Below are 22,191 nucleotides of genomic sequence, written 5' to 3'. Positions count from 1 at the left end.
ATTTAGTGAGGAAGAAAAATTTCTCAACCCTCAGTAAAGATGATCGGAGGTACATAATTTGTTTGATATTATTATATTTATCATGCTACTCTTAATGATTGTCCCCCTCTTGCTAAAACTCAGCCACTCCCATTCACAATCGCGTTCACAATCTACAGATCATCATTCGTTTTCAACTAGCTCTTCTACATTTTTGTCTCACAATGATACTCAACCAGGTTGTGGTGATGTATCAACTAGTTGGGACAGCTGTGGTGACTCCGGAAGTAGTGATTCTGGAGGTTGCGGATCAGATTAAATGAAGGGAGGATTGCAATAAATTTCGTGAATCACACTTGCTGGGATAAAGTATCTCAAACATAAGAGTGATCCATACAGCCTTCTTGGGTTAAAGAGGGCTTTTTTTACATCCTTTAAAAAGATGGTAAATAGAAAGCTTTATCGACCGAAACATCTAAAAAAATAGGAAAATCACGCTTTTTGCTCGTTTTTTTTTTGCAGCCACCCCTTAACATATCGTATGTTAGAATCAAACTCAGGGGGGGATGGACATGGAATTTCACATATCAGTAATGGAGGCTTTACAAGGAATTAATGCTAAACTCGACAGCATGAACCATGATATTAAGGCTACTCAGTTAGAAACTAAGGAGATAAAAGAAGAGGTAAGTGGGATTAATTCAAAAGTGAGTAGTATCGAAGCAGAGTTAAACATTGTAAAACAAGATTCAAGTCTTATTAAAAGAGATATAGACTGGTTAAAATCTGAGTCATATAGTATCAAAAAAGACATAGATGCGCTCAAATCCGAATCTAGTGGTATCAAAAAAGATTTAGATGCGATCAAATCTGAATCATATGGTATTAAAAAAGAATTGGATGCGATTAAATCTGAATCTAGTGGCATCAAAAAAGATCTAGATGCGATCAAATCTGAATCTAGTGGTATCAAAAAAGATCTAGATGTGATTAAGGCTGAATCATATGGTATCAAAAAAGAATTAAACGAAATCAAATCTGAATCTAGTGGCATTAAGAGTGATTTGAGTACTATTAAGAAAGAGCTTCATGATGTAAAAGCTGTCCAAACTGATCATACACACCTACTGCAACGAATTGAAGAAAACCAAACACAAGATATCCTAGCTATCCTAAAAACGATCAACAAAAAGATAGATAGCAAAAAATTTGGACATTATGCTACTTAATATAATATGTAATTAGACCAAATTAGCAGCATCGTTATTACTAAGGACGTAAAGAAAAAGCCTTCCCAAACGAGAAGGCTCCCACTCTATTCTAGCTCTTCAGCTGCTACAATATTCCTTTGTTTTTCTTCATAACGCTCTAACCCTAGTTGAACAAGTCGATCGATTAGTTCAGCATACGGAATGCCTGCTTCTGCAAATAACATTGGATACATGCTAAATGGGGTAAAGCCTGGCATCGTATTAACCTCATTAATTACTACACGGTCATTCTCCTCATCATAGAAGAAATCAACACGTGATAAACCGGAGCCATCCAATGCCTGAAATGCCGTTTTTGCCATCTCAGCAATACGATCGGCTACTTGCTGTGGTAGATCAGCTGGGATTTTGAGATCAGTGCCTCCACCTTTATATTTCGCTTCATAATCATAAAATTCTTTGGCTGCAATAACTTCCCCAATGACGGAGGTGTGTAATTCTTCATTCCCTAATACACCAATTTCTACTTCACGGGCTTTAATGAACTCTTCAACAATAATACGACGATCAAATTTGCAAGCAAGTTCCAAAGCTCTACGCAAATCGTCTCGGTCTTTAGCTTTAGTAATTCCAACGCTAGAACCCATGTTGGCTGGCTTTACAAAACAAGGATAGCCTAGCTTTTGTTCAATCTGGTTCATAACGCTAGCTACATCACGCTCAATTTGAGAACGTAAGAAGCCCATGTATTGAACTTGATCAAGACCTGCTTGAGCAAAAACATTTTTCATCATCAATTTGTCCATTCCCACTGCAGATGCCATAACTCCTGTACCCACATAAGGAATACCTGCTAATTCTAATAAACCCTGTACGGTACCATCCTCACCATTTGGTCCATGAATCACTGGAAAAATAACATCTACTTCCTGATGAATGGACATCACATTAGCTGGCTTACCCACCAGTGATTGGTTACCCACATGAGTTATTTGCCCTTGTTTTTCTTGATCATTACTACTAGGAGATACTCCCCCATCTAAGCGTAACACATTCACACTTTCAAGGACTTGATCTGCGATGGGGCCTCCTTTTAACCATGTCCCATCCATTTGTACATAGATCGGTTGTACTTCATATTTATTTTTATCTACTGCCTTCATAATAGAAAGGGCCGTTAAGAGCGATACCTCATGCTCAGATGTCTTTCCTCCGTAAATAATGCCCAATCGGATTTTGTTTCCCATGTATATGCCCCTTTCCCTTCTGTTCGACACGGCTGATTCGCTTAATTCTTATTCATATGCTCACAGCCTAAAAAGTGCTTTTGCCACATATTTTCCTTTCTCAGCATACAAAATGTTACTGTGGCTGACAAGAGTGAATGGGGTTAATTCTAAGAAGACTCACAAATCTTTACTAACTAAGATAGCTACTAACCTTGCTACTACTCATCTATAAATCTAGCACTCACCAGTAAAAAGAGAGTTGAACTGAGTACACTACCATCATGTTATCTGCATAAATTAAGGTGAATTATATTAACTTGGTTCTAAGGTGTTACTGCGCGTTAACAGAAAAGTGAAAATACAGCTCTGAGTCCTTATAGCTAAGTCTACTACAATTCTTCAGAAGCAAAGAGGAATAGCAAATGAGAATAGTCAACAAAATGTATGTAAATAAGATGCCTGCACAGGTCATCATCGAATTTCGTGCCATTTTACATCGTTTTCAATAAAAATACAACGTTCCAGCCAAACAACTGTAGCAAAGATCCAGTAAATACCGTGAGAAATTATACATAAAAAACCTATAAGTAAATCTTGTTGTCAGAATAATATTACGTTTGATATGATGAACAAAATTATTCGGATGAGAAAGAAGGCTATGTCCTGATGTATTTCTTGCGTAGCGGCGAAAAAAGATTACTGGTAATTCTACCTGAGATATATGGGCTTAATCAGCACATGCTAGAGGTTTGCCGACAGTATGCCAATCAATCATGGGATGTGTTCGGCTTCTCCTGGTACAAAGAAATACCTTTTTTCCTACAAAAAGAAGAAGAGCAGGCTTATCAACGTTTTATGTCTATTGGCTTTGAACAAGCCACTAGGCAAGTAGCTGAAGTGCTACAATATCAACGTCCTTTATACCAACACATTGTTGTGATGGGCTTCAGTGTTGGCGCAACAGTCGCTTGGTTACTAGCAGGGTACACAGGCCTATGCGATGGTAGCGTTGGTTACTACGGTTCCCGTATCCGTCACTATACGAACATCACTCCCAAAGTCCCTGTTCTTCTTCTTTACGGACAGTCTGAGCCTGCATTTGATCTCTCTGCTTTATTGCAAACACTAGCCAGAACCCCGGAGGTTATCTTAAAACAGTATCCAGCCCTTCATGGTTTTAGCAATCCATATTCCAATCACTATCAGCCGGTTGCTGCATCGTTGGCAGGTGAGGATGTACAACAATTCTTAGATAATCTAACAAGCTAAAATAGAAAGAGTTTCAAGTACTTGCTACGAAGCCTCAATGAAATATCCTGAATAGACAAGAGACAAGAGAAAAACAAAAATGACAATTGATCACCTATACACCCCCTTTATTTCCAACTTCCAGAGGTAAGTATAAGTAAAAAAGCACCCTTTTCACTTTCATTTAATAGTGAGAGGATGCTTCTTGTTTTCTTTACAAAAGCCGTGAGTTACTTCTCTTATTTACGGTCTCTTACTTCAAAAATCGCAAATTTTAAATAGTGCCCTTCATCCGCTCCACTAATTTGCGGATGGTCTTTGCCAGCGCCACGCCATTCTATTAAACGTAAAATCTTTTTCGCATCATATGCTGCTTGCTGAATGGTTTCCAGAAATAAATCTGGTGACATATGATACGAGCATGATGCTGTTACTAAGTATCCCCCTGGACGTACTAGTTTCATGCCGTGTAGATTAATATCCTTGTAACCACGGCAAGCACCCTTTACCGCACCACGAGATTTTGCGAAGGCTGGAGGATCTAGGATGACAACATCCCAGTTCTTACCCGCTTCCACATTTTCGCGTAGATAATCAAAGGCATTTGCCACCACAAAATCAACTCGATGTAAATATCCATTAAGTCCTACATTGCGCTTTGCTGTTTCGATAGCATGCTCCGAGATATCGAGTGCTGTTACCTTCTTCGCACCGTGCTTACAAGCATTTAGAGTAAAGGAACCCGTATGTGTAAAGCATTCCAATACTTCTGCTCCATCCCAGAATGGATTCTTCATTACTTTACCGCGTCGATCTACTGGGCGCTGGATTGGTTGACCTGCTTCATCCAGCTTTGGTAACACATCGCGTTTTTTACCTTTTTTGTCGTAAATAGGCTCATCATCTTCGCCTATTGGTAAAACCTTGATGCCATGTTTTTCTCCCCAACCGGTCATTAACGGAGCAATCGCTGCTCGGTTTTCACGCTGATCGTAGAAAAAACCTGTTTTCTGCCCTTCCACAATATCCACGACATATTTCAAACCGTTTTCCTCGATCTCAATCTCTGCCGGGCATTCTCCATACAAAACGCCTTTTCCTTGTTCCAATCCTTCCAGCTCTCGCACAGGCACATCATTGCGCAAATAAATGCCGGCTGGCTCAAATACTTCTATCAAAGCCATTTTAATCATATCGAGACGGATATCCATCCCCAGCGATAGAACTTGCATAACCAGAACATCGTTATAACGGTCAACAATCAGACCCGGTAAAAAATCTGCCTCTCCATATATGACGCGACAAGCTCTAGGATTGTCTACAAAGCGTTCACGTGTTTCTTTTGCCTCGCGGAACCGACGGACAAAAAAGTCATAATCAACCTCTTCTTTTGGATTATAGCTCATTACACGCACGATCATCTGGGAATCAGGGTTAATATAGCCTTTTGCTAAAAAATGTCCTTGATGATTACAAATTTCTACGATATCCCCAGCTAGAAAATCTCCCTGAATCTCCAATACTTCGGATTGAAACACCCAAGGATGACCTGCTTCCAAACGCTTTTTACGATTTCGTTGCAATAATACTTTCGTCACTTCTCTATATCCTCCTAGTCATGCTTGTCTCTGTACAAGCATAGCGTATTTATAAGGTACCTTTCATGGGGGGAATTGAATTGTCCATGTTATATCACATCTTGTTGCCGTTTTTCATGGGACTCAGTTTCTTTTTGCTTGGACTGTACGCTATGAGAATTGGCTTTAATCAATTAGCAGGACAGCGAATGGAACTGATTATAACACGTTTTACCCGTTCAATAACACATAGTTTTTTTTCTGGTCTTTTTTCTACCTTTGTTTTGCAAAGCTCCACGGCTGTTACGGTCTTAACAATCGGGCTGACGCAAGCAGGTATTATCGGCTTCTCACAGACTATTGGAATCATTTTAGGTACCAATGTAGGTTCTACCATTACTACAGAATTAATTGCTCTGCATCTCGAGGATTTTGCCGTTCCTATGCTATTGATTGGAGTGGCTATGTGGTTGCAGCCCAAGCGTAGATCAAAAGCAATAGGACTAATTATTGGGGGATTTGGCCTCATATTTCTAGGCATTGATACGATGCAAGTCATTGCCAAGCCTTTAGAAAACTCACAAACGTTCCGAACCTTATTTCTTGAAAGCAAGCACTCCCTTTGGATTGGTCTTTTGACTGGGACAGTCTTTTCAGCCTTAGTTCACAGCAGCGCTGCTACAACAGCCATTACCATGACATTAATAACCTACGGAGTCTTTTCCATGGACACAGCCATTTCCATCGTGTTAGGTGGTAACATCGGTACCTGTATCACCGCCATCATTGCTAGCATTGGCACAAATACCGCTTCTAAGCAAGTTGCTTGGTGCCACACGCTTTTTAATGTAGTCGGGGGACTTGTATTCCTGCCATTTGTTTCAATGCTAGCTTATTTAGCAGGATTATTGACAACGAATCCTTCTATGCAAATTGCCCATGCGCAAACGATTTTTAACTTATTATGCTCCGTAATTGCTCTCCCCTTCGCTTCTAGCATAGCCAAAGGAATTCAGTGGTTAATCCCAGAACACAAATAAGCTTTATCTTCACATCTCCTTTTCGCAAGCAAAATCACAATAAAAAAAAGGTAAGTACGTATGGGTTTTTCCGCATAGTTACTTACCTTTTTTCACATATTTGATTAGGTTAATTGCTTCACAAATAAAACACGATGCTCATTTTTTCCATCATAGTCAGTAAAAACAAAGATGCCATCTACTTCCGAATCCCCTTGTTCAATTTCAAATCCCATTTTCTGATGATAGGCTATGGAAGCCTTGTTGACAGGCAACGTTACGCAACACACAACATGGCGATTACTTTCTAGCACCTTTTGAAAAAATTGCTTATACAAGCGTTTCCCCAGTTGATTTTTCCGATACTCACAGATGTATACCTACAAAGTGAATATAAGCTTCGTCTGTATGGATTTGAGACAAAAAACCAATTAAGAAGCCTATCAATTCGCCATTCTTTTCAGCAATGAAGCTAGTATGAGTAAAATGCTCAAAAAATAATTTAGGGAGCACGTCCGCCATCTGTCTCCCACCCCATCACTCATTAATAAGCGGTGATACGATTGTATAATTTGAAGGATTAACGTGACGAATAACCGTTAAACACCTCGCAAGAAGAAGATTTAGTGGTATGTAAAAATATGCATAGGTAGTTCTAGTGCCATTATAAGCAAAGTTCTGCTGCACGATAGGTGTCAAAAATAACACGATAGTTAAGAAAGCAGCATCTGAATCGGGATAAAATAAATAGATGTAATAATTCCCGCTAAGATCATTGCCAAGCTAGACGCCGCAGCTTTTCGTTGACTCTGATTCATCATACCTGCTGTGCCGACTGCATGAGCGCTGGTTCCCACTGCTAATCCAATGGCCCAATCATCTGAGATGCGTCCCACACGTATGACAAGCCGATATAGCAAGCTTCCGACAATACCTGTTACGGCTGTAAATAAGGCCGCTAATGCAGGTATTCCTCCGATTGTATTGGTTAATTCGACCGAGATAGGAGTCGTGACCGATTTAGAAATCATGCTACGAATCAGGGTTTGATCTCCTCCCATTATCCAAATCATGAACCATGATGAAGAAATCGCAACAATGCATCCGCTAGCGACACCAGCTAAAATAGCTTTCCACAGCTCTAATACCTGTTTAAATTGTTTTGCCAATGGGATGGCTAACGCTACTGTTGCCGGCCCTAAAAAGAAAGAAATGTACGAGCCTCCTCTATCATAGAGTTTCCAATCACTATTGATAAGCCACCACACTAACCACACTAAAATGGACGCTGCAATCATTGGCTGCACAAACGGATATTTTTTTGATACCATTTTAGCCACCATATAACCAGCTAGTGTTAGGAGAATCGCGATAACCTCCCACATAATCCTCAGTCCCCCCGTTCACTTTGCTGTAGAAGTACATCCTCTTTTCGTTTTTCCCAGTCACGCCATTTTTGGACCACAATTCCGGTTACCATCATGACAGCTACAGGACCTGCCACTAATGCCACAAGGATGGCAAGCGGTTTTTGCTCCAAATAATGAAAATAAGGCGTAACTCCAACGATAATAGGGACAAAAAACAAGAGCATGTTTTTGAGTAAAAAATCTGCCGCCCCTTCCACTAATCGCAATGGTACCAACTTTGTTACCAAACTCGTTGTCAAAAGTATAAGCCCAATGAGACTGCCTGGAAGAGGAATATACAGGTAATTATGAAAGATAACACCTATACCGTAAAAGGCAAACAGGATGATCCATCCGTACATTCCTACCACTCCCTTTTCTATTTGTCGTTCTTTATCATAACGCTGTTGAGCTGCGGAACAAACCCTTTTTTAACACTATACGCAATTGTTCATTTTTGTAAGGGGTTTCTTAGATGCTCTACGCTGGTGTTTGACTTTCTTTTACTGTTCCCCCTAATGACAAGGTCCACAATCGCCTATATCTTCCTGTCCACATAAACATACAAGGTTCATCCTGCCACTAAATGCGACTGGACAACAAAAGCCCAACCATTTCTGGTCGAGCTCTCATTGTTCTATATAACCTGTATTCCCAAGGTTTCCAAAGCTTTTCGCAACACACTGCGGTTGTTCTCATAACCGGCTTGTTCGTGTAGTTCCCAAGCAGCCTCTGGCTTGAGCCATTGCACTGCATCGATTTCTTCTACCTGAACCGTTACTTGATCCGTCAACGCTTTGACTAAATAATAGTGTACTTCTTTTTCAATCAAAATTTGCTGAATCGGATGCTGGTAGGTGTAGTGAACAACCTCTAGCAATGGGCCTAGTTCCCCTTGTATGCCCGTTTCCTCTTCAATTTCTCGAATAGCAGTCTGCATCAAGGTCTCGCCTGGCTCTTGCTTGCCTTTCGCTACCGTTACCTTGCCAAAACGATCCTTGATCATCAATAAGCTAATCTCTCCATCTCGTTTTCGATAGACGACACCGCCTGCAGAGATTTCCTTCATACTGCTTTTCCTTTGCTGTCCATTTCGATAGGTAGGGATTCTATTACTCGAACGAACGTTCCTTTGCAATATTCAGCATCAACCTCATCGAGACGAACCTTGCAAATTTTCCCAATCATATCCTCTGTACCCTCAAACACCACGTTCAAGTAATTATCGGAATAGCCCATTAGCTTGCCGCTCGTTGGGTCTTCCTTATACGGACGCTCTGGAATGATCTCTAGAACATCACCGATAAACGGCTGTGCATATTCTACAGATAGCTGTTGATTTAATTCAATAAGCTTCGCTACACGTTCCTTCTTCACTTCTTCATCCACCTGATCTTCCATCCGTGCAGCAGGGGTTCCTGTGCGCATAGAATACGGGAAGACATGCAGCTCTGCAAAGCCTAGCTCTTTAATAAAGCTATAGCCCGCTACAAATTGCTCTTCGGTCTCACCCGGGAAACCAACAATCACATCCGTTGTGATAGCAACTCCAGGTAATGCCTTGCGAACTTTACGAATACGCTCCATAAATTCTGCCGTAGTATACTTGCGACGCATGCGTTTTAATACAGCATCATTGCCTGCTTGCAGTGGTACGTGCAGATGGCGGCAAATTTTCTCGGAGCGGTCAATTACTGCCACGACCTCATCCGTAATTTGACTCGCTTCAATAGAACTAATGCGAATACGTTTTAAGCCTTCCACCTTTTCCAATTCAACTAGTAATTTTGCCAGATTGTAATCCTCTAAATCCTCTCCATATCCACCTGTGTGAATACCAGTCAGAACGATCTCAAGATATCCTTCCGCTACTAGTTTTTTGGCTTGTTCAATCACGCTTTCGGGCTTACGGGAACGCATGAGACCACGTGCCCACGGAATAATACAGAAAGTACAGAAATTGTTACAGCCTTCTTGAATTTTAAGGGAAGCACGCGTACGATCGGAAAAATTCGGTACGTCAAGCTCTTCAAAATCACGTGTTTTCATGATATTTCCTACCGCGTTAATCGGTGTGCGTTCTCCGCGAATCTGTGCAACATACTCCAATAAACGATCGCGGCCTTGTGTACCTACCACGATGTCAACACCTGGAATTTCAGCGATCTCTTTTGGTGAGGTTTGTGCATAGCACCCTGTGACAGCAACAATCGCCTCAGGGTTACGACGGATAGCACGTCGAATTACTTGACGGCTTTTTTTGTCACCAGTATTGGTAACTGTGCAGGTATTAATAATGTATACATCGGCTACATCCTGCTCAAAGTCTACCCGTTCATAGCCATTCTGCTTGAACAGGTTCCAAATCGCTTCTGTTTCATAACTGTTTACTTTACAGCCCAATGTATGGAAAGCAACCTTATTCATTGCTCTCCTCCTTTCACTGTTACGTATGACTTATTCAAATTGATAGGAAACGGCAGCTAGCAAATACTGACTAGCTGTTTCCGTGCGTAAAATACGGGGACCAAGCGAAACAGAATGGATACCATTTTCTTCTGCATACTGAATTTCACTTTCAGAAAATCCACCTTCTGGTCCAATCATGACGAAAAGCGAGTCGCCAACAGACAAGTTTGACAGCACCTCGCCCAATCGTTTTGTATCTTCTTTTTCATATGCAATAACAGCAGTGGTATAGCTTTTCGCATGTTCAACCACCTGCTTAAAGGAAAGCGGAGTTAACACCTCAGGTAAATAGGCCCGATGTGATTGCTCAGCAGCTTCTTTTACAATTTTTGACCAACGCTCTAGCTTTTTAGCTTCTTTCTTTGCATCTAGCTTAACGATGGTACGCTCTGATTGAAACGGTACAAAGGAAGTCGCTCCAAGCTCCGTTCCCTTTTGTAAAATCCACTCTAGTTTGTCCCCTTTTGGCAACCCCTGACCAATCGTTACCGATACGGGTAATTCTGTTTGTTTCGTGATATGCTCCACGATCTCAGCGCGCACTTCTTTGGGCTCCAAGGCAGAAAGACGGGCTTTAACCACCCGTCCTCTCCCATCGCTAACCAAAATATGATCGCCAATCTCTGTGCGCATAACCTTCACAATGTGGTGAACATCGTCTCCGGTAATAACCACTTGATTGTCAAAAAATTGTTGGCTATCTATAAAATAACGTTGCATCTGATCATTAACCCCATTATTCTAACGTTTTTTCGCGATAATTGCTACCCAGTCTTCCATGTAAACTGTTTCTATAACTTCCAAATTCGAGGCAGCTAATGCCTCTTTTACATCATTTTCACGCGCTCCAATAATCCCTGAAGCAATAAACGTACCGCCAGGCAATAATACACGATGAACATCATCCGTGAAACGAATAATTACTTCGGCTAAGATATTGGCAACCACGACTTCAACTTTTTCATTGATCCCATCGAGCAGATTGTTCTGTTTCACCAAAACCTTGTCAGCTACTTTGTTAATGCTACAGTTCTCTTGAGCAGAACGAACAGCAATCTCATCTAAATCCATGGCCGTCAAGGAAGATGCACCTAACTTAGCAGCAGCAATACTTAAAATCCCTGTGCCTGTTCCCACATCATAAACGCGATCCCCTTTTTTCAGGTAGCGTTCAATCGCACGAATGCACAGCACAGTGGTAGGATGTGTACCTGTACCAAAAGCCATGCCAGGGTCCATTTCGATAATAAGCTCCCCTTCTCGCTTTGGTTTGTACTCCTCCCAGATCGGTGTGATCGTGATGTGTTCTGAAATGGCAACTGGCTTGTAGTATTTTTTCCAAGCAGATGCCCAATCATCTTCATGAACCTCGGTCATAGTTACGGTTCCTTTACCGACATCCAATCCGAAGGTCAGAAGTTCATTTACCTGTGTTTTAATTTCTTCAACGGTTTCGCCCAAATAGCTATTCACAGGAAAATAAGCTTTTACAATCACACCATCAGTTGGAAAGTCATCTGGTGAGAGGTGGTAGATTTCACCAAAAGGCGTGCTCCACTCACGGGATAAAATTTCGGGATCTTCAATGACAACGCCACCTGCTCCCGCTTCATACAAAATACTAGAGACAGCCTCAACCGCCTCTGCCGTGGTGTGAATACTAACTTCTGACCAATTCATGCTCTACCATCCCCCATCTAGCTTTCCACAACATATTATTCGCCTTATTCGCCACGTAATTTACGCTTGATTTTATCGAAGAAATTCTCTTCTGGTTGTTCATGCAGGGGTGCACCGTCTTCTAGTCCCCCAAGTTCACGTAACAGCTCTTTTTGACGATCGGTTAATTTCGTAGGTGTCACTACTTTAACCTTCACGTGCTGATCGCCCCGTCCATTTCCACGTAAGTGTGGCACACCTTTTCCACGCAGGCGGAAGAAAGTGTTGGTTTGTGTTCCTGCTGGGATTTTCAGCTTCACACGTCCATCTACTGTAGGCACCTCAATTTCATCACCTAGAGCTGCTTGAGCAAAATTAATTGGCATCTCACAATAGATGTCGTTGCCATCGCGTTCAAAGAAATCATGTTTACGTACACGGAACATAACATAAACATCACCCGCTGGTCCACCATTCACACCAGCTTCACCTTCGCCAGTAATGCGCATTTGCTGTCCATCATCCACCCCAGCAGGGATGTTAATGTGGATCGTGCGTTTGACTTTATTGCGACCAGTGCCTCTGCACGTTGTACATCTTTCCTTGATCTGCTTTCCTTTACCATGACAAACAGAGCAAACACGGCGATTCACAACGCGCCCAAATGGAGTGTTTGCCTGAACCTCCTCCTGTCCAGATCCATTACATCTTGAGCAGGTTTCTACCTTTGTACCAGGTTTGGCTCCACTGCCGTGACACGTATCGCATTCTACTTCACGTTGAATCTCAATGTCTCTTTCTTTGCCAAATACAGCATCCAGGAAGTCAATGTTGATCGCATACTCCAAGTCAGCCCCACGGCGCGGTGCATTTGGATTAGCACGACGTCCACCGCCACCAAAGAACATGTCAAAGATATCACCAAAGCCGCCCATACCAGAAGCATCAAAGCCTCCGCCAAAGCCTTGGTTCGGGTCCTGATGTCCAAAGCGATCGTATTGTGCACGTTTTTGGTCATCGGAGAGTACATCATATGCATCTTTTACTTCTTTAAATTTCTGTTCAGCATCTGCCTCTTTATTAACGTCCGGATGATACTGTCTTGCCAACTTGCGATATGCCTTTTTTATATCATCTGCACTGGCGTCTTTTCCAAGTCCCAGCACCTCATAATAATCTCGTTTCATACTTGTCTATCACTCCCGTATCCAAGACAATCAAAGATAATCTTAGCATGTATACTTGCAAGCTTCAATAGAATCCCCATTCCATAAAGGAAAAGAGTCAAAGTCAACATTGTGTGACTTTGACTCCTCTTACAATCATTGTATCTATTCTTATTGTTTCTTTTCTTCGTCAACTACTTCATAGTCAGCATCTACCACGTTGTCTTTTCCTGCTTGAGCTGCACCTTCACCGTCAGCATTTTGAGCCGCTTGTTGTGCTTGTGCTGCTTGCTCATACAATTTAACAGACAATTGTTGAACGATTCCAGAAAGCTCTTCCTTCGCAGCTTTAATCTCGTCGAAGTTACCGCCTTCTAGAGCTTTTTTCGTTTTATCCTTCGCTTCGTTAGCTTTGTCGATCTCAGCTTGCTCTACTTTACCTTCAAGGTCTTTTAGTGTTTTCTCAGTAGTAAATACTAACTGATCTGCTTCGTTGCGAATTTCTACTTCTTCTTTGCGTTTCTTATCTGCTTCGGAATTTAGTTCCGCTTCTTTTACCATGCGGTCGATTTCCTCGTCAGAAAGACCGGAGCTAGAAGTGATTGTGATTGCTTGTTCTTTACCTGTTCCCAAATCTTTAGCTCGAACGTTTACGATACCGTTAGCATCAATGTCGAAGCTAACCTCTACTTGTGGAACACCGCGTGGTGCTGGTGGGATATCAGTCAATTGGAAACGGCCCAACGTTTTGTTGTCTGCTGCCATTTGACGCTCCCCTTGCAGAACATGGATATCAACCGCTGTTTGGTTGTCCGCTGCTGTAGAGAACACTTGAGATTTACTTGTTGGGATCGTTGTGTTGCGATCGATCAACTTCGTGAATACTCCACCCAATGTTTCAATACCAAGTGAAAGTGGTGTTACGTCAAGAAGCACTACGTCTTTAACATCACCAGTTAACACGCCCGCTTGAACAGCAGCACCAAGGGCTACTACTTCATCTGGGTTAACACCTTTATGAGGTTCTTGGCCAATGAACTTCTTGATTGCTTCTTGTACCGCTGGGATACGAGTAGAACCACCAACAAGAAGAACACGGTCAATTTGGTTTGGAGAAAGACCAGCATCGGATAGAGCTTGACGAGTAGGACCCATCGTACGCTCTACCAAACCAGCAGAGATCTCTTCAAATTTCGCACGGGACAAACTAATCTCCATATGCTTAGGACCAGAAGCATCTGCTGTGATAAACGGTAAAGAGATCGTAGTAGTAACAACGCCGGACAAATCTTTTTTCGCTTTCTCAGCCGCATCTTTCAAACGCTGCATAGCCATGCGATCTTGAGATAGGTCAATGCCGTTTTCTTTCTTAAATTCAGCTACCAAATAATCCATGATCACTTGGTCAAAGTCGTCCCCACCTAGTTTGTTATCTCCAGAAGTAGCTTTAACTTCAAAGAAACCTTCAGACAACTCAAGGATAGATACGTCGAATGTACCGCCGCCCAAGTCATAAACTAGGATTGTTTGGTCTTCATTTTTCTCTAAACCATAAGCAAGTGCCGCCGCTGTAGGCTCGTTGACAATACGCAAAACTTCCAAACCGGCAATGCGTCCTGCATCTTTAGTAGCTTGGCGTTGGCTGTCATTGAAATAAGCAGGAACTGTGATAACTGCTTGAGTCACCGGTTGTCCTAGGTAAGCTTCTGCATCTGCTTTAAGCTTTTGCAGAATCATTGCGGAAACCTCTTGAGGTGTATAATCTTTACCTTCTAATGTTTCTTTATGATCTGTACCCATCCAACGTTTGATGGAGATAACCGTATTATCAGCGTTTGTAATTGCTTGGCGTTTTGCTGTTTCACCAACAATGCGCTCTCCGTTTTTGAAAGCAACTACAGAAGGTGTTGTACGGTTTCCTTCAGCATTGGCAATAACGATAGGCTCGTTACCTTCCATAACCGCTACACAAGAGTTAGTTGTACCAAGGTCAATACCAATTACACGACTCATAAATCTTTTCCTCCTCGATTATCTACAAAATGTGAATGATTTTTGGGCTAAAACATCTTCATTTACGCGTTTACTTTAACCATTGCAGGACGGATAACACGGTCCTTGAATTGATAACCCTTTTGTAATTCTTCTACGACAACATTTGCTTCGTAATTAGAATCTTCCACTTGCATCACAGCCTGATGTACATGTGGATCAAACGCATGACCAACTGATTCAATAGCTTGTAGGCCTTCTTGCTCGAATACCTGAATTACTTGGCGGTACACCATTTGCACCCCTTGTAGAATACTTTCAGCAGTAGCAGTATTAGGATCAACAGCAAGAGCGCGTTCAAAGTTATCAAGCGCTGGCAGTAAGGATTCCACTACCTTTTGAGAGGCATATTTTTGTAAATCCTCTTGCTCTTTACGTGAGCGACGACGCATATTATCCATATCTGCCAGGTTGCGTAGCAAACGGTTTTCTTGCTCTTGCAATTGAGCCTGAAGACGCTCCACTTCCATTGCTAGGTCAGATGTTTCACCTGTTTCTGCCGCCTCAGTTTCAGCTTGCTCATTTTGCTTGGCTTGGTCTTGAGCCATTTCTTCTTGCTCAAGTTCAACCTTTGCTTTCTCTTCGCTCAATCTGATTACCTCCTCTTGTGTGACTAATAATCTTAATCTATGTAAGCGAGCAACTGTAACCAGCCCGCCTTGTGCGTCATGAATCCTCTTGCTCCTCTGAAGATTGTCCTTCTATTTGTGCAGTTAACATCCGTGACAATCCCAAAGCAATGAAATCCAGGACAGCAATCACTTTACCATACTCCATACGCGTAGGTCCAAGTATACCAATAGTACCTACAGGCTTACCGTTAAAGGAATAATTGGTCGTAACGATGCTACAATTCTTCATGGCGTCAAGATGATTTTCATGACCAATGCGTATCTGCAATCCCTTCTCATTGGTTTCAAACAGATGCGTCATTTGGTCACTGCGTTCAAACAGCTCTAAAATCTCTTTGACTTTTTCTACATCCTGAAACTCTGGCTGCTCCATGAACTTAGTAGTTCCTCGCAGCAACAAACGATCAGATGAATCACTTTCAATAGCATTACTAATCATAGTTAGCATCTCTTCATAATGATCCACATGACGCTTCAACTCATCAGATACTTCTTGATACAAGCGTTGGCGCAATTGCCATAATGGTGTATCTTGCAATCTTGTGTTTAAAACATTAACCAATTTCTCCATATCGCTCGGTGATAGTCCCGTCGGCAAATCAATACGCTTATTTTCTACACGCCCTGTTTGAGTTACAATAATCGCTACAGCTTGTGTGTCACTCAAAGGGATAATTTGCAGATGTTTCAAGCGATGTTCAAAGATTTCTGGTCCAAGAACAACTGCCGTGTAGTTAGTCAATTGGGATAAGACCGATGCTGTCTGTTCCACGGCATTTTCAAAATGCAAGATCCGATCAGCAAACATTTGCTTCCAAGTGCTTACATCTACATTATTCTTCAACAAATTAGGCTCCACTATGTGGTCCACGTAGAAGCGATAGCCTTTCGTGGAAGGAACACGTCCTGCAGAGGTATGCGGCTGCTCCAAATAACCCAAATCCTCCAAATCAGACATTTCGTTGCGGATCGTAGCCGAACTGAAGGTGATTTCAGGCCGTTTGGAAATGGTTCTGGAGCCAACGGGTTCTGCCGAATGAATGTAATTTTCAATAATAGCTTGCAAAATAAGCTTTTGTCGCTCCGTTAACATACCTAAACGCCCTCCTTCTAACATGTTTGGCTATGTCGATTGGCAACTTCTGGTTTGGTTTTGTTAGCACTCAGATCAAGCGAGTGCTAACGGATACTATTAACTTATCAAGTGACAGATGATTTGTCAACTTCTCTCCTATGAAAAATGCAAAAAAATAGGAGAAAAAAAGCACTTTTTTCGGGTTTCTCCGCATAAAAGTGCTTTCTGATGTCATTTTCTAAAATTTGATACCTTGTCTCTTCTCTTCCTACTTCATTCACATGATATTCCATCTACACGCGTAAAAAAGCAGCAAACACTTCGTTGCCAAGTGGTAAGCCCTTTGGTGTTAGACGTACATGCTGGTCTACGATTTCTATCATTCCCTTTTGGAGTTCCTGCTGTAATGTTTCTCCGAATTCTTCTTGGACGGTTCGACCAAAGCGATTAACAAACCTCTCCATATCTACTCCTTCACGCAAACGTAAGCCCAGAATCATTTGCTCCTCCATTGCTTCCTTCTGCGTTACCTCAAATTCCTCTACACGCGGAGAGCCTTCCATTGCCATTCGTGTGTAAACAGCTAGCGGACCGGCATTAACATGTCTAGTTCCATTTATATATCCATGTGCTCCAGCCCCAATACCATAATAATCCTGGTTTAACCAATAAGTCTTATTATGCTTGCTCTGTTTACCCGGCTTGGCAAAATTACTAATCTCGTACATGGACATCCCGTTTTTCTCAAGTGTTTCTATTAAAAGAAGATACATCTCTAGCTCTGTGTCCTCTGTCGGTAGTGGTAATTGATCTTTTTGATACAGAGTATGAAATAAGGTATTCTCCTCTACCTTTAAACCGTAGGAGGATAAGTGCGTGATTGGCAGCTCCATCGCTTTTTGCAAGCTTTGAGCAAACATCCACATGGTCTGATCCGGCAGACCAAACATTAAATCAATTGAGATGTTGTCAAACCCAGCTTGAATCGCATTATTCACACTTTGATAAACCTCATCTACATCATGAATACGGCCAATCCGTTTTAATAAATCACTTTGGAATGATTGGACACCAAAACTAATTCGATTTACTCCAGATGATCTCATCAGCTTTAATTTCTCAAGATCAGTAGTACCTGGATTTGCTTCCATGGTCCATTCCAGATCAGCACTATAATAAGGAGCAAGATATTCATTTACCATATGCAAAAATAGCGCCATTTGCTCCTGATCTAAATACGTTGGAGTTCCTCCGCCAACAAAGATTGTCTCTATCTGCTCAGGAGGATTTTGCTGGAACGTTAACGTCATTTCCCGGCGTAAAGCTTCTAAGTAATCCCAGACCAACTGAGGATTATTGGTAACAAAAGAATTAAAATCACAATAGTAACATTTATTAGTACAAAAAGGGATGTGGATATATACAGCATTTGGGGACATCTCTACCCCTCCTTGTTTACGAAATTGGGCCTAACAAAGCGAAGACCTGACAGCCAGAATGGTGTCAGGCCACGACTCTAAGATATCAACTATGCATAGAACAGCCTTCATGCTTTTCGTTGCCATAGAGCATTTACCTGTATCAAAACTGTATTCTGTTTAACCTACAAACATTGATAAAGCAATGTTTTAGGGTTGCTAGAACATCATAATGTATTCTTATCTATCACGTCAACTCGCCGTCGTCCTCTAAGTATGGTGGGGATCACAGCAGGGAGATGTAAGAAAATCTATTCAACAAAGGCGCTTATTATAATAGAAACAATATAATAAATAAAGTCTATGATAATAAGGGCCGTGTAATATTTGGATGCTTGCTAATTTCCCCACCATACGCAGAGATGTTCTTGTTTCCCCTTCTTGGTCTGCAACTTAGCCGTAACCCCTTTTTATGATTGATATAGAAAAAGCGCCCCTCCCAGATGAGAAAGGCGCTTTTATATTCTGCTTTTAAAGCTAGGTAACTAGAAGTGGACTCATTCAGGTGACTTACGAATAGATAAAATATCCCCCATCCGCCTACCAATTCAGAGCTAGACGATGGGGGCAATGAGTCACTGTTCGTAACAAAAGTCTTATTTATTCAACTATTACTTGTCATCCATACGTAAAACAGCCATAAATGCTTCATGTAGTTATTGAGCAACGAGCTGTGTTTTAGTTGTTTTCTATTACATCCTGCAACTATTGATATAACAAGGTTTTATAAGCTTTGAAATATCATAGTGTATTCTAGTGCATCATGTTATATCGATGTTCTCCCAGCAATTACGGTGGCAAAAGGGTGGCTGTGTTTTTAATGAACGAATCAATGGAATCCTTCCATCTCGACTATTCTTTCGCGAAAGTAAAACCAAAAACCGCATAAAATACACTTTTATACCGTTTGGTGCAACGCTTTTTAACACGAAAATCATTATTTAAACGAAAAAACAGTATCAAAAGTGGTATCACGTCACTTCAAAATGATAGAGGGGCTTTTCATTTCACCCCTCTACCTTCTCTATCCTTGAGCATAGCTCATGCTGCCAGTCCGTGTCGTTCGTCATACTGGCGATAAAAGATAAGTTTTTGAGTTTTGCAATCTCCCAAGCTATTTGAGCGTTTGCACTCAGACAATGACTCATTTCTATCATTTCCGAGTCGGTAAGCTCCCTTGTCTTATTGATGAACCAAAGCTCTGCCATCCGTTGATGGACGATCCACATCTGCACCAGCTCCTTAATCTTGATGGTACAGTGCATTCCCATCGTCACTAAATATTTCCTGTCCACATTAAATTTATTTTGTGAATGGGCTCTCAGTCAAATATCCATATATCCTCAATTTTCATCTCTAAGGCTTGAGCTATATCTGATGCTGTCTCTAGTTTAGGGATTGTCCCATTCACAATATTGCTTAAAGTAGAATTTGCAACAGGGTATTTCATTTTCATTTTTAATTCCTGTTGTGTTAAATTACGTTCGGCCAAAATCACTTTCAACCGACTTTTTATCAACTATCCTCGCCTCGCTTCCGCTATTACGTTATTACGTTATTACGTTATTACGTTATTACGTTATTACGTGTCGGCTTTATCAATGCTTAGACGAGTAAATGGAGGTTTTAACGAAAAAAGACCCCGCTTGGTCGATACTGGCGGGATTTGTTGATGTAAACCACTAGTTTACATGCATTGTTACCAATGGTTTCTTTACTAATTATTTCTTTATATGCAATGATGATACAAAAAAGGATGAATGAAATGAGTTTAGGTCAGCAATTGAAAAGGTTCCGTGAATTAAAGTCTCTTTCACAAGAAGATATAGCTCAAAAAATTGGTGTGACTAGACAAGCTGTCTATAAATGGGAAAATGACAAAAGCTATCCTGACATTGATAATTTGATTTTACTTAGCGAGTTATACAATGTAACACTAGATGAGTTAATAAAAGGAAACGAGAGCTTCAAAAAAAAGATAATCATCGCCGATAACAAAGATACTGGTTTGTACGTAGGATTTGTTATTATGTTTATAGGGTTGTTTATTAATGCTGGATCAATTTCAGCATTAATAACAATATTAGGAGTTCTGACAATGGTTTTTTATGATGACTTTAATAAAATAATAAAATCCATTTTTAGTTGGTGGGATAGCCGGAAACTTAGTTAAGGCTACTCGACAATAACATAAACACCCCATCATAAATCTTATTCGATGGGGTGTTGACTGTATCCCTGTTCCCACAGGAAATACATTCTATGTAATTGTAAAGATGCACTGCTTAGACTTCCACACTCACTACATCTTCTACAGGTATCCACCAGAAATCCTCATCATTCTTTAGCTTAATCTGTTTAAATTAAGAATCAAACTTATCTACCCATCCCCAAGCGGATTCTATCACGCCTCGGCCCCCTTTTGTTTCTTTCCACCAACTAATTGTTAAGGCATAGTCATACTGTCGTGAGTCAGATATCCTATAACAAAACTTGGCTAACTCGTCCTCTTCAATGATCGGTTTCTCGATGAGCTTCTTATCCTCGTGATACTGACGTAACATTTCTGCATGCTCCGGCAAAATAAATTTCGTTACAAGTGGGTCAAGAATTTTGCTAGCCATCAAAACATCTCCTCGAATACGAATATATGTTCCTACTTTATTTTATGATGAGGAAAATATGCAATGGATAGAAATGGTATTTAAAGTTCGAGCAGCAAAACGAGTTCTACATGATTTCTCAATATTTGACATTTTTTTCATATATAATTATTCTGTTCTTAAATATAAGAAAAGGAGAAATATTATGAAGAGATTACTGTTTTCTGCTCTTACTGTTTTTCTATCTTTAAGTTTATGTTTTAGCGCTTATGCCGAAACAACTCAAACAGAATTGAAAGAAAGTGAACGAGAAGCCCTTATTTCAAACATTGGTTTGGATGAAGAGGAACTGGAAGATATGCCTCCTCATATCTTGCAAGCATTGATTGATCAAGGTGCTAAAAAATTGGTTCGAAAACGGTTACTCATAAATTTGATGAAGGTCAATCTGAGATGAATAAATCATTGGCCAAAAAGAAGGATGAAGAAGATGATTTTAGCGAAATAGAGTTAAAGGCAAAAGCTTTTGAAGTCAAAAGTGATAGAAGTGGTTATCGAAAATACTATTTATATGGTTATTTCGAGTGGTCAGAACCCCCGATTTGGACGTTAACTGATAAAATGTCAATCGGATACCCCGTAACATCCAAATTCTTTATGCCTATGACCTCAAGAGGTAAACCAGATGATCATGAAAATCGCTATTGTACTAAACCAGCTTTTAAAAAGAAATGGGAATGCGAAGATTCCTCAAAAGCATCTGATTGGGATCCGGGTATTGGTGTAGCAGCAGAGTATGACTTACAAATGGGTAATAGACAACTACACTCTGGATACATTTCTCAATATGTTTACGCTGATAAACATGAAAGAGGTACGATTAATATTAAGTTCCAATACGGGCATGCAATTATAGGCGGTTCTATATCAGTTTCTTATAAGCCCGTGGGACTTTCCATTCAACCCGAAAAAACTACCCAAGTGGCAGATTTTGGTATAGAATTTAAATATCCAGAACTTTAATTTATCCAACCCTATTGCGAGTTTTTTCCGCTAATGTTAGACACTATAAATTATTGATCTGAAGGAGAGAAGCTTCTGTGATATTACGCGTTATACTATACTGGTTACTCACGATGGCAATAATGTTTTTAGTGTTTTTAGTTATCGGAAGTACCAAAGGTTCTTTTATTGAGAATATGGTGATATTACTTGCAATCGCTCAATCATTCACTATTGCTTTATTAGTGGCTCTTTTGCGAAAAAATAATAAATGAAAACACCACAACCTAATAATCGAAAAAACCCTCTAACGGTTTAAATGATATGCTCCCCTTGTGGTAGACAGTTGAAATAATATAACTGCTTCCTTACAAGGAGGAGCA

At 40.8% G+C, this 22,191-nt stretch carries 21 protein-coding genes and 2 pseudogenes; 6 read left to right on the top strand and 17 right to left on the bottom strand.

What is annotated here, in order from left to right; translation table 11 throughout:
* Window positions 1-551: 551 nt before the first annotated feature.
* Window positions 552-1,208, top strand: a complete 657-nt coding sequence (locus tag AYJ08_RS18790) for a coiled-coil domain-containing protein (RefSeq protein ID WP_064018986.1) — start codon at window positions 552-554, stop codon at window positions 1,206-1,208.
* Between the two features lie 86 nt (window positions 1,209-1,294).
* Here the strand turns inward: AYJ08_RS18790 and AYJ08_RS18785 are convergent, their stop codons facing one another.
* The gene (locus AYJ08_RS18785; protein ID WP_064018985.1) at window positions 1,295-2,437 is read right to left on the bottom strand and encodes a D-alanine--D-alanine ligase; all 1,143 of its coding nucleotides are present in this window, start codon (window positions 2,435-2,437) and stop codon (window positions 1,295-1,297) included.
* A gap of 648 nt (window positions 2,438-3,085) precedes the next feature.
* On the opposite strand from AYJ08_RS18785, the gene AYJ08_RS18780 reads away from it, so the two are divergent.
* On the top strand, window positions 3,086-3,688 hold the full coding sequence (locus AYJ08_RS18780; RefSeq protein ID WP_064018984.1) for a dienelactone hydrolase family protein: 603 nt from the start codon (window positions 3,086-3,088) through the stop codon (window positions 3,686-3,688).
* A gap of 218 nt (window positions 3,689-3,906) precedes the next feature.
* Here AYJ08_RS18780 and AYJ08_RS18775 read toward each other — a convergent pair whose 3' ends face one another.
* Window positions 3,907-5,265 (bottom strand): class I SAM-dependent rRNA methyltransferase, encoded by a 1,359-nt coding sequence (locus AYJ08_RS18775; protein ID WP_064018983.1) that lies wholly within the window; start codon window positions 5,263-5,265, stop codon window positions 3,907-3,909.
* Window positions 5,266-5,351: 86 nt separating this feature from the next.
* On the opposite strand from AYJ08_RS18775, the gene AYJ08_RS18770 reads away from it, so the two are divergent.
* Window positions 5,352-6,284 (top strand): Na/Pi cotransporter family protein, encoded by a 933-nt coding sequence (locus AYJ08_RS18770; RefSeq protein ID WP_197490755.1) that lies wholly within the window; start codon window positions 5,352-5,354, stop codon window positions 6,282-6,284.
* A gap of 104 nt (window positions 6,285-6,388) precedes the next feature.
* On the opposite strand, the pseudogene AYJ08_RS18765 reads toward AYJ08_RS18770, so the two are convergent.
* The 14 genes and pseudogenes from AYJ08_RS18765 to AYJ08_RS18700 all read right to left on the bottom strand — a co-directional run bounded on the left by AYJ08_RS18765 (window position 6,389) and on the right by AYJ08_RS18700 (window position 19,722).
* Window positions 6,389-6,857, bottom strand: a pseudogene (locus AYJ08_RS18765) (GNAT family N-acetyltransferase).
* Window positions 6,858-6,976: 119 nt separating this feature from the next.
* Entirely contained in the window at window positions 6,977-7,648 is a 672-nt protein-coding gene (locus AYJ08_RS18760) for an LrgB family protein (RefSeq protein WP_064018981.1), read from the bottom strand.
* A 5-nt stretch (window positions 7,649-7,653) separates the two neighbouring features.
* Entirely contained in the window at window positions 7,654-8,034 is a 381-nt protein-coding gene (locus AYJ08_RS18755; protein WP_003338212.1) for a CidA/LrgA family protein, read from the bottom strand.
* Between the two features lie 275 nt (window positions 8,035-8,309).
* On the bottom strand, window positions 8,310-8,741 hold the full coding sequence (locus AYJ08_RS18750; protein ID WP_022585442.1) for an NUDIX hydrolase: 432 nt from the start codon (window positions 8,739-8,741) through the stop codon (window positions 8,310-8,312).
* Entirely contained in the window at window positions 8,738-10,099 is a 1,362-nt protein-coding gene (mtaB, locus tag AYJ08_RS18745) for a tRNA (N(6)-L-threonylcarbamoyladenosine(37)-C(2))-methylthiotransferase MtaB (protein WP_064018980.1), read from the bottom strand. The genes AYJ08_RS18750 and mtaB overlap by 4 nt, the downstream gene beginning before the upstream one ends.
* 30 nt (window positions 10,100-10,129) lie before the next feature.
* Window positions 10,130-10,861, bottom strand: a complete 732-nt coding sequence (locus AYJ08_RS18740) for a 16S rRNA (uracil(1498)-N(3))-methyltransferase (RefSeq protein WP_064018979.1) — start codon at window positions 10,859-10,861, stop codon at window positions 10,130-10,132.
* Window positions 10,862-10,882: 21 nt separating this feature from the next.
* Complete coding sequence (gene prmA, locus AYJ08_RS18735) at window positions 10,883-11,821, bottom strand: 50S ribosomal protein L11 methyltransferase (protein WP_064018978.1); 939 nt, start codon at window positions 11,819-11,821, stop codon at window positions 10,883-10,885.
* Between the two features lie 44 nt (window positions 11,822-11,865).
* Window positions 11,866-12,987: a molecular chaperone DnaJ gene (dnaJ, locus tag AYJ08_RS18730; protein WP_064018977.1), complete on the bottom strand. Its 1,122-nt coding sequence runs from the start codon at window positions 12,985-12,987 to the stop codon at window positions 11,866-11,868.
* Window positions 12,988-13,137: 150 nt separating this feature from the next.
* Window positions 13,138-14,979 (bottom strand): molecular chaperone DnaK, encoded by a 1,842-nt coding sequence (gene dnaK / locus AYJ08_RS18725; protein ID WP_064018976.1) that lies wholly within the window; start codon window positions 14,977-14,979, stop codon window positions 13,138-13,140.
* Window positions 14,980-15,041: 62 nt separating this feature from the next.
* Complete coding sequence (gene grpE / locus AYJ08_RS18720) at window positions 15,042-15,608, bottom strand: nucleotide exchange factor GrpE (protein WP_064018975.1); 567 nt, start codon at window positions 15,606-15,608, stop codon at window positions 15,042-15,044.
* 76 nt (window positions 15,609-15,684) lie between these two features.
* Complete coding sequence (hrcA, locus tag AYJ08_RS18715) at window positions 15,685-16,743, bottom strand: heat-inducible transcriptional repressor HrcA (protein ID WP_064018974.1); 1,059 nt, start codon at window positions 16,741-16,743, stop codon at window positions 15,685-15,687.
* Between the two features lie 275 nt (window positions 16,744-17,018).
* Window positions 17,019-18,164: a radical SAM family heme chaperone HemW gene (hemW, locus tag AYJ08_RS18710; protein ID WP_064018973.1), complete on the bottom strand. Its 1,146-nt coding sequence runs from the start codon at window positions 18,162-18,164 to the stop codon at window positions 17,019-17,021.
* A 1,046-nt stretch (window positions 18,165-19,210) separates the two neighbouring features.
* Complete coding sequence (locus AYJ08_RS18705) at window positions 19,211-19,432, bottom strand: DUF7667 family protein (protein ID WP_064019007.1); 222 nt, start codon at window positions 19,430-19,432, stop codon at window positions 19,211-19,213.
* A gap of 92 nt (window positions 19,433-19,524) precedes the next feature.
* Window positions 19,525-19,722: a helix-turn-helix transcriptional regulator gene (locus AYJ08_RS18700; RefSeq protein ID WP_082891031.1), complete on the bottom strand. Its 198-nt coding sequence runs from the start codon at window positions 19,720-19,722 to the stop codon at window positions 19,525-19,527.
* A 246-nt stretch (window positions 19,723-19,968) separates the two neighbouring features.
* Between AYJ08_RS18700 and AYJ08_RS18695 the strand changes: the two genes are divergently transcribed.
* Window positions 19,969-20,376, top strand: a complete 408-nt coding sequence (locus AYJ08_RS18695) for a helix-turn-helix domain-containing protein (RefSeq protein WP_064018972.1) — start codon at window positions 19,969-19,971, stop codon at window positions 20,374-20,376.
* A 112-nt stretch (window positions 20,377-20,488) separates the two neighbouring features.
* Here AYJ08_RS18695 and AYJ08_RS18690 read toward each other — a convergent pair.
* Window positions 20,489-20,827, bottom strand: a pseudogene (locus AYJ08_RS18690) (YolD-like family protein).
* Window positions 20,828-20,885: 58 nt separating this feature from the next.
* Between AYJ08_RS18690 and AYJ08_RS24605 the strand changes: the two are divergent.
* Both AYJ08_RS24605 and AYJ08_RS18685 read left to right on the top strand, forming a co-directional pair.
* On the top strand, window positions 20,886-21,263 hold the full coding sequence (locus AYJ08_RS24605; protein ID WP_231929170.1) for a hypothetical protein: 378 nt from the start codon (window positions 20,886-20,888) through the stop codon (window positions 21,261-21,263).
* Window positions 21,260-21,829 (top strand): hypothetical protein, encoded by a 570-nt coding sequence (locus tag AYJ08_RS18685; RefSeq protein ID WP_231929168.1) that lies wholly within the window; start codon window positions 21,260-21,262, stop codon window positions 21,827-21,829. The genes AYJ08_RS24605 and AYJ08_RS18685 overlap by 4 nt, the downstream gene beginning before the upstream one ends.
* The last annotated feature ends 362 nt before the right edge of the window (window positions 21,830-22,191 follow it).

This window comes from Brevibacillus sp. SKDU10, from assembly GCF_001645205.1.
Lineage (GTDB): Bacteria > Bacillota > Bacilli > Brevibacillales > Brevibacillaceae > Brevibacillus_B > Brevibacillus_B halotolerans.
This window is presented reverse-complemented; position numbering and strand designations above follow the sequence as displayed.

Excerpts from the sequence above, each read along its gene's own strand:
- AYJ08_RS18790 (WP_064018986.1), top strand. The coding sequence starts at position 552 with ATGGAATTTCACATATCAGTAATGGAGGCTTTACAAGGAATTAATGCT.
- AYJ08_RS18785 (WP_064018985.1), bottom strand. The coding sequence starts at position 2,437 with ATGGGAAACAAAATCCGATTGGGCATTATTTACGGAGGAAAGACATCT.
- AYJ08_RS18780 (WP_064018984.1), top strand. The coding sequence starts at position 3,086 with ATGTATTTCTTGCGTAGCGGCGAAAAAAGATTACTGGTAATTCTACCT.
- AYJ08_RS18770 (WP_197490755.1), top strand. The coding sequence starts at position 5,352 with ATGTTATATCACATCTTGTTGCCGTTTTTCATGGGACTCAGTTTCTTT.
- AYJ08_RS18760 (WP_064018981.1), bottom strand. The coding sequence starts at position 7,648 with ATGTGGGAGGTTATCGCGATTCTCCTAACACTAGCTGGTTATATGGTG.
- AYJ08_RS18755 (WP_003338212.1), bottom strand. The coding sequence starts at position 8,034 with ATGTACGGATGGATCATCCTGTTTGCCTTTTACGGTATAGGTGTTATC.
- AYJ08_RS18750 (WP_022585442.1), bottom strand. The coding sequence starts at position 8,741 with ATGAAGGAAATCTCTGCAGGCGGTGTCGTCTATCGAAAACGAGATGGA.
- mtaB (WP_064018980.1), bottom strand. The coding sequence starts at position 10,099 with ATGAATAAGGTTGCTTTCCATACATTGGGCTGTAAAGTAAACAGTTAT.
- AYJ08_RS18740 (WP_064018979.1), bottom strand. The coding sequence starts at position 10,861 with ATGCAACGTTATTTTATAGATAGCCAACAATTTTTTGACAATCAAGTG.
- prmA (WP_064018978.1), bottom strand. The coding sequence starts at position 11,821 with ATGAATTGGTCAGAAGTTAGTATTCACACCACGGCAGAGGCGGTTGAG.
- dnaJ (WP_064018977.1), bottom strand. The coding sequence starts at position 12,987 with ATGAAACGAGATTATTATGAGGTGCTGGGACTTGGAAAAGACGCCAGT.
- dnaK (WP_064018976.1), bottom strand. The coding sequence starts at position 14,979 with ATGAGTCGTGTAATTGGTATTGACCTTGGTACAACTAACTCTTGTGTA.
- hrcA (WP_064018974.1), bottom strand. The coding sequence starts at position 16,743 with ATGTTAACGGAGCGACAAAAGCTTATTTTGCAAGCTATTATTGAAAAT.
- hemW (WP_064018973.1), bottom strand. The coding sequence starts at position 18,164 with ATGTCCCCAAATGCTGTATATATCCACATCCCTTTTTGTACTAATAAA.
- AYJ08_RS18705 (WP_064019007.1), bottom strand. The coding sequence starts at position 19,432 with ATGTGGATCGTCCATCAACGGATGGCAGAGCTTTGGTTCATCAATAAG.
- AYJ08_RS18695 (WP_064018972.1), top strand. The coding sequence starts at position 19,969 with ATGAGTTTAGGTCAGCAATTGAAAAGGTTCCGTGAATTAAAGTCTCTT.
- AYJ08_RS24605 (WP_231929170.1), top strand. The coding sequence starts at position 20,886 with ATGCAATGGATAGAAATGGTATTTAAAGTTCGAGCAGCAAAACGAGTT.
- AYJ08_RS18685 (WP_231929168.1), top strand. The coding sequence starts at position 21,260 with ATGAATAAATCATTGGCCAAAAAGAAGGATGAAGAAGATGATTTTAGC.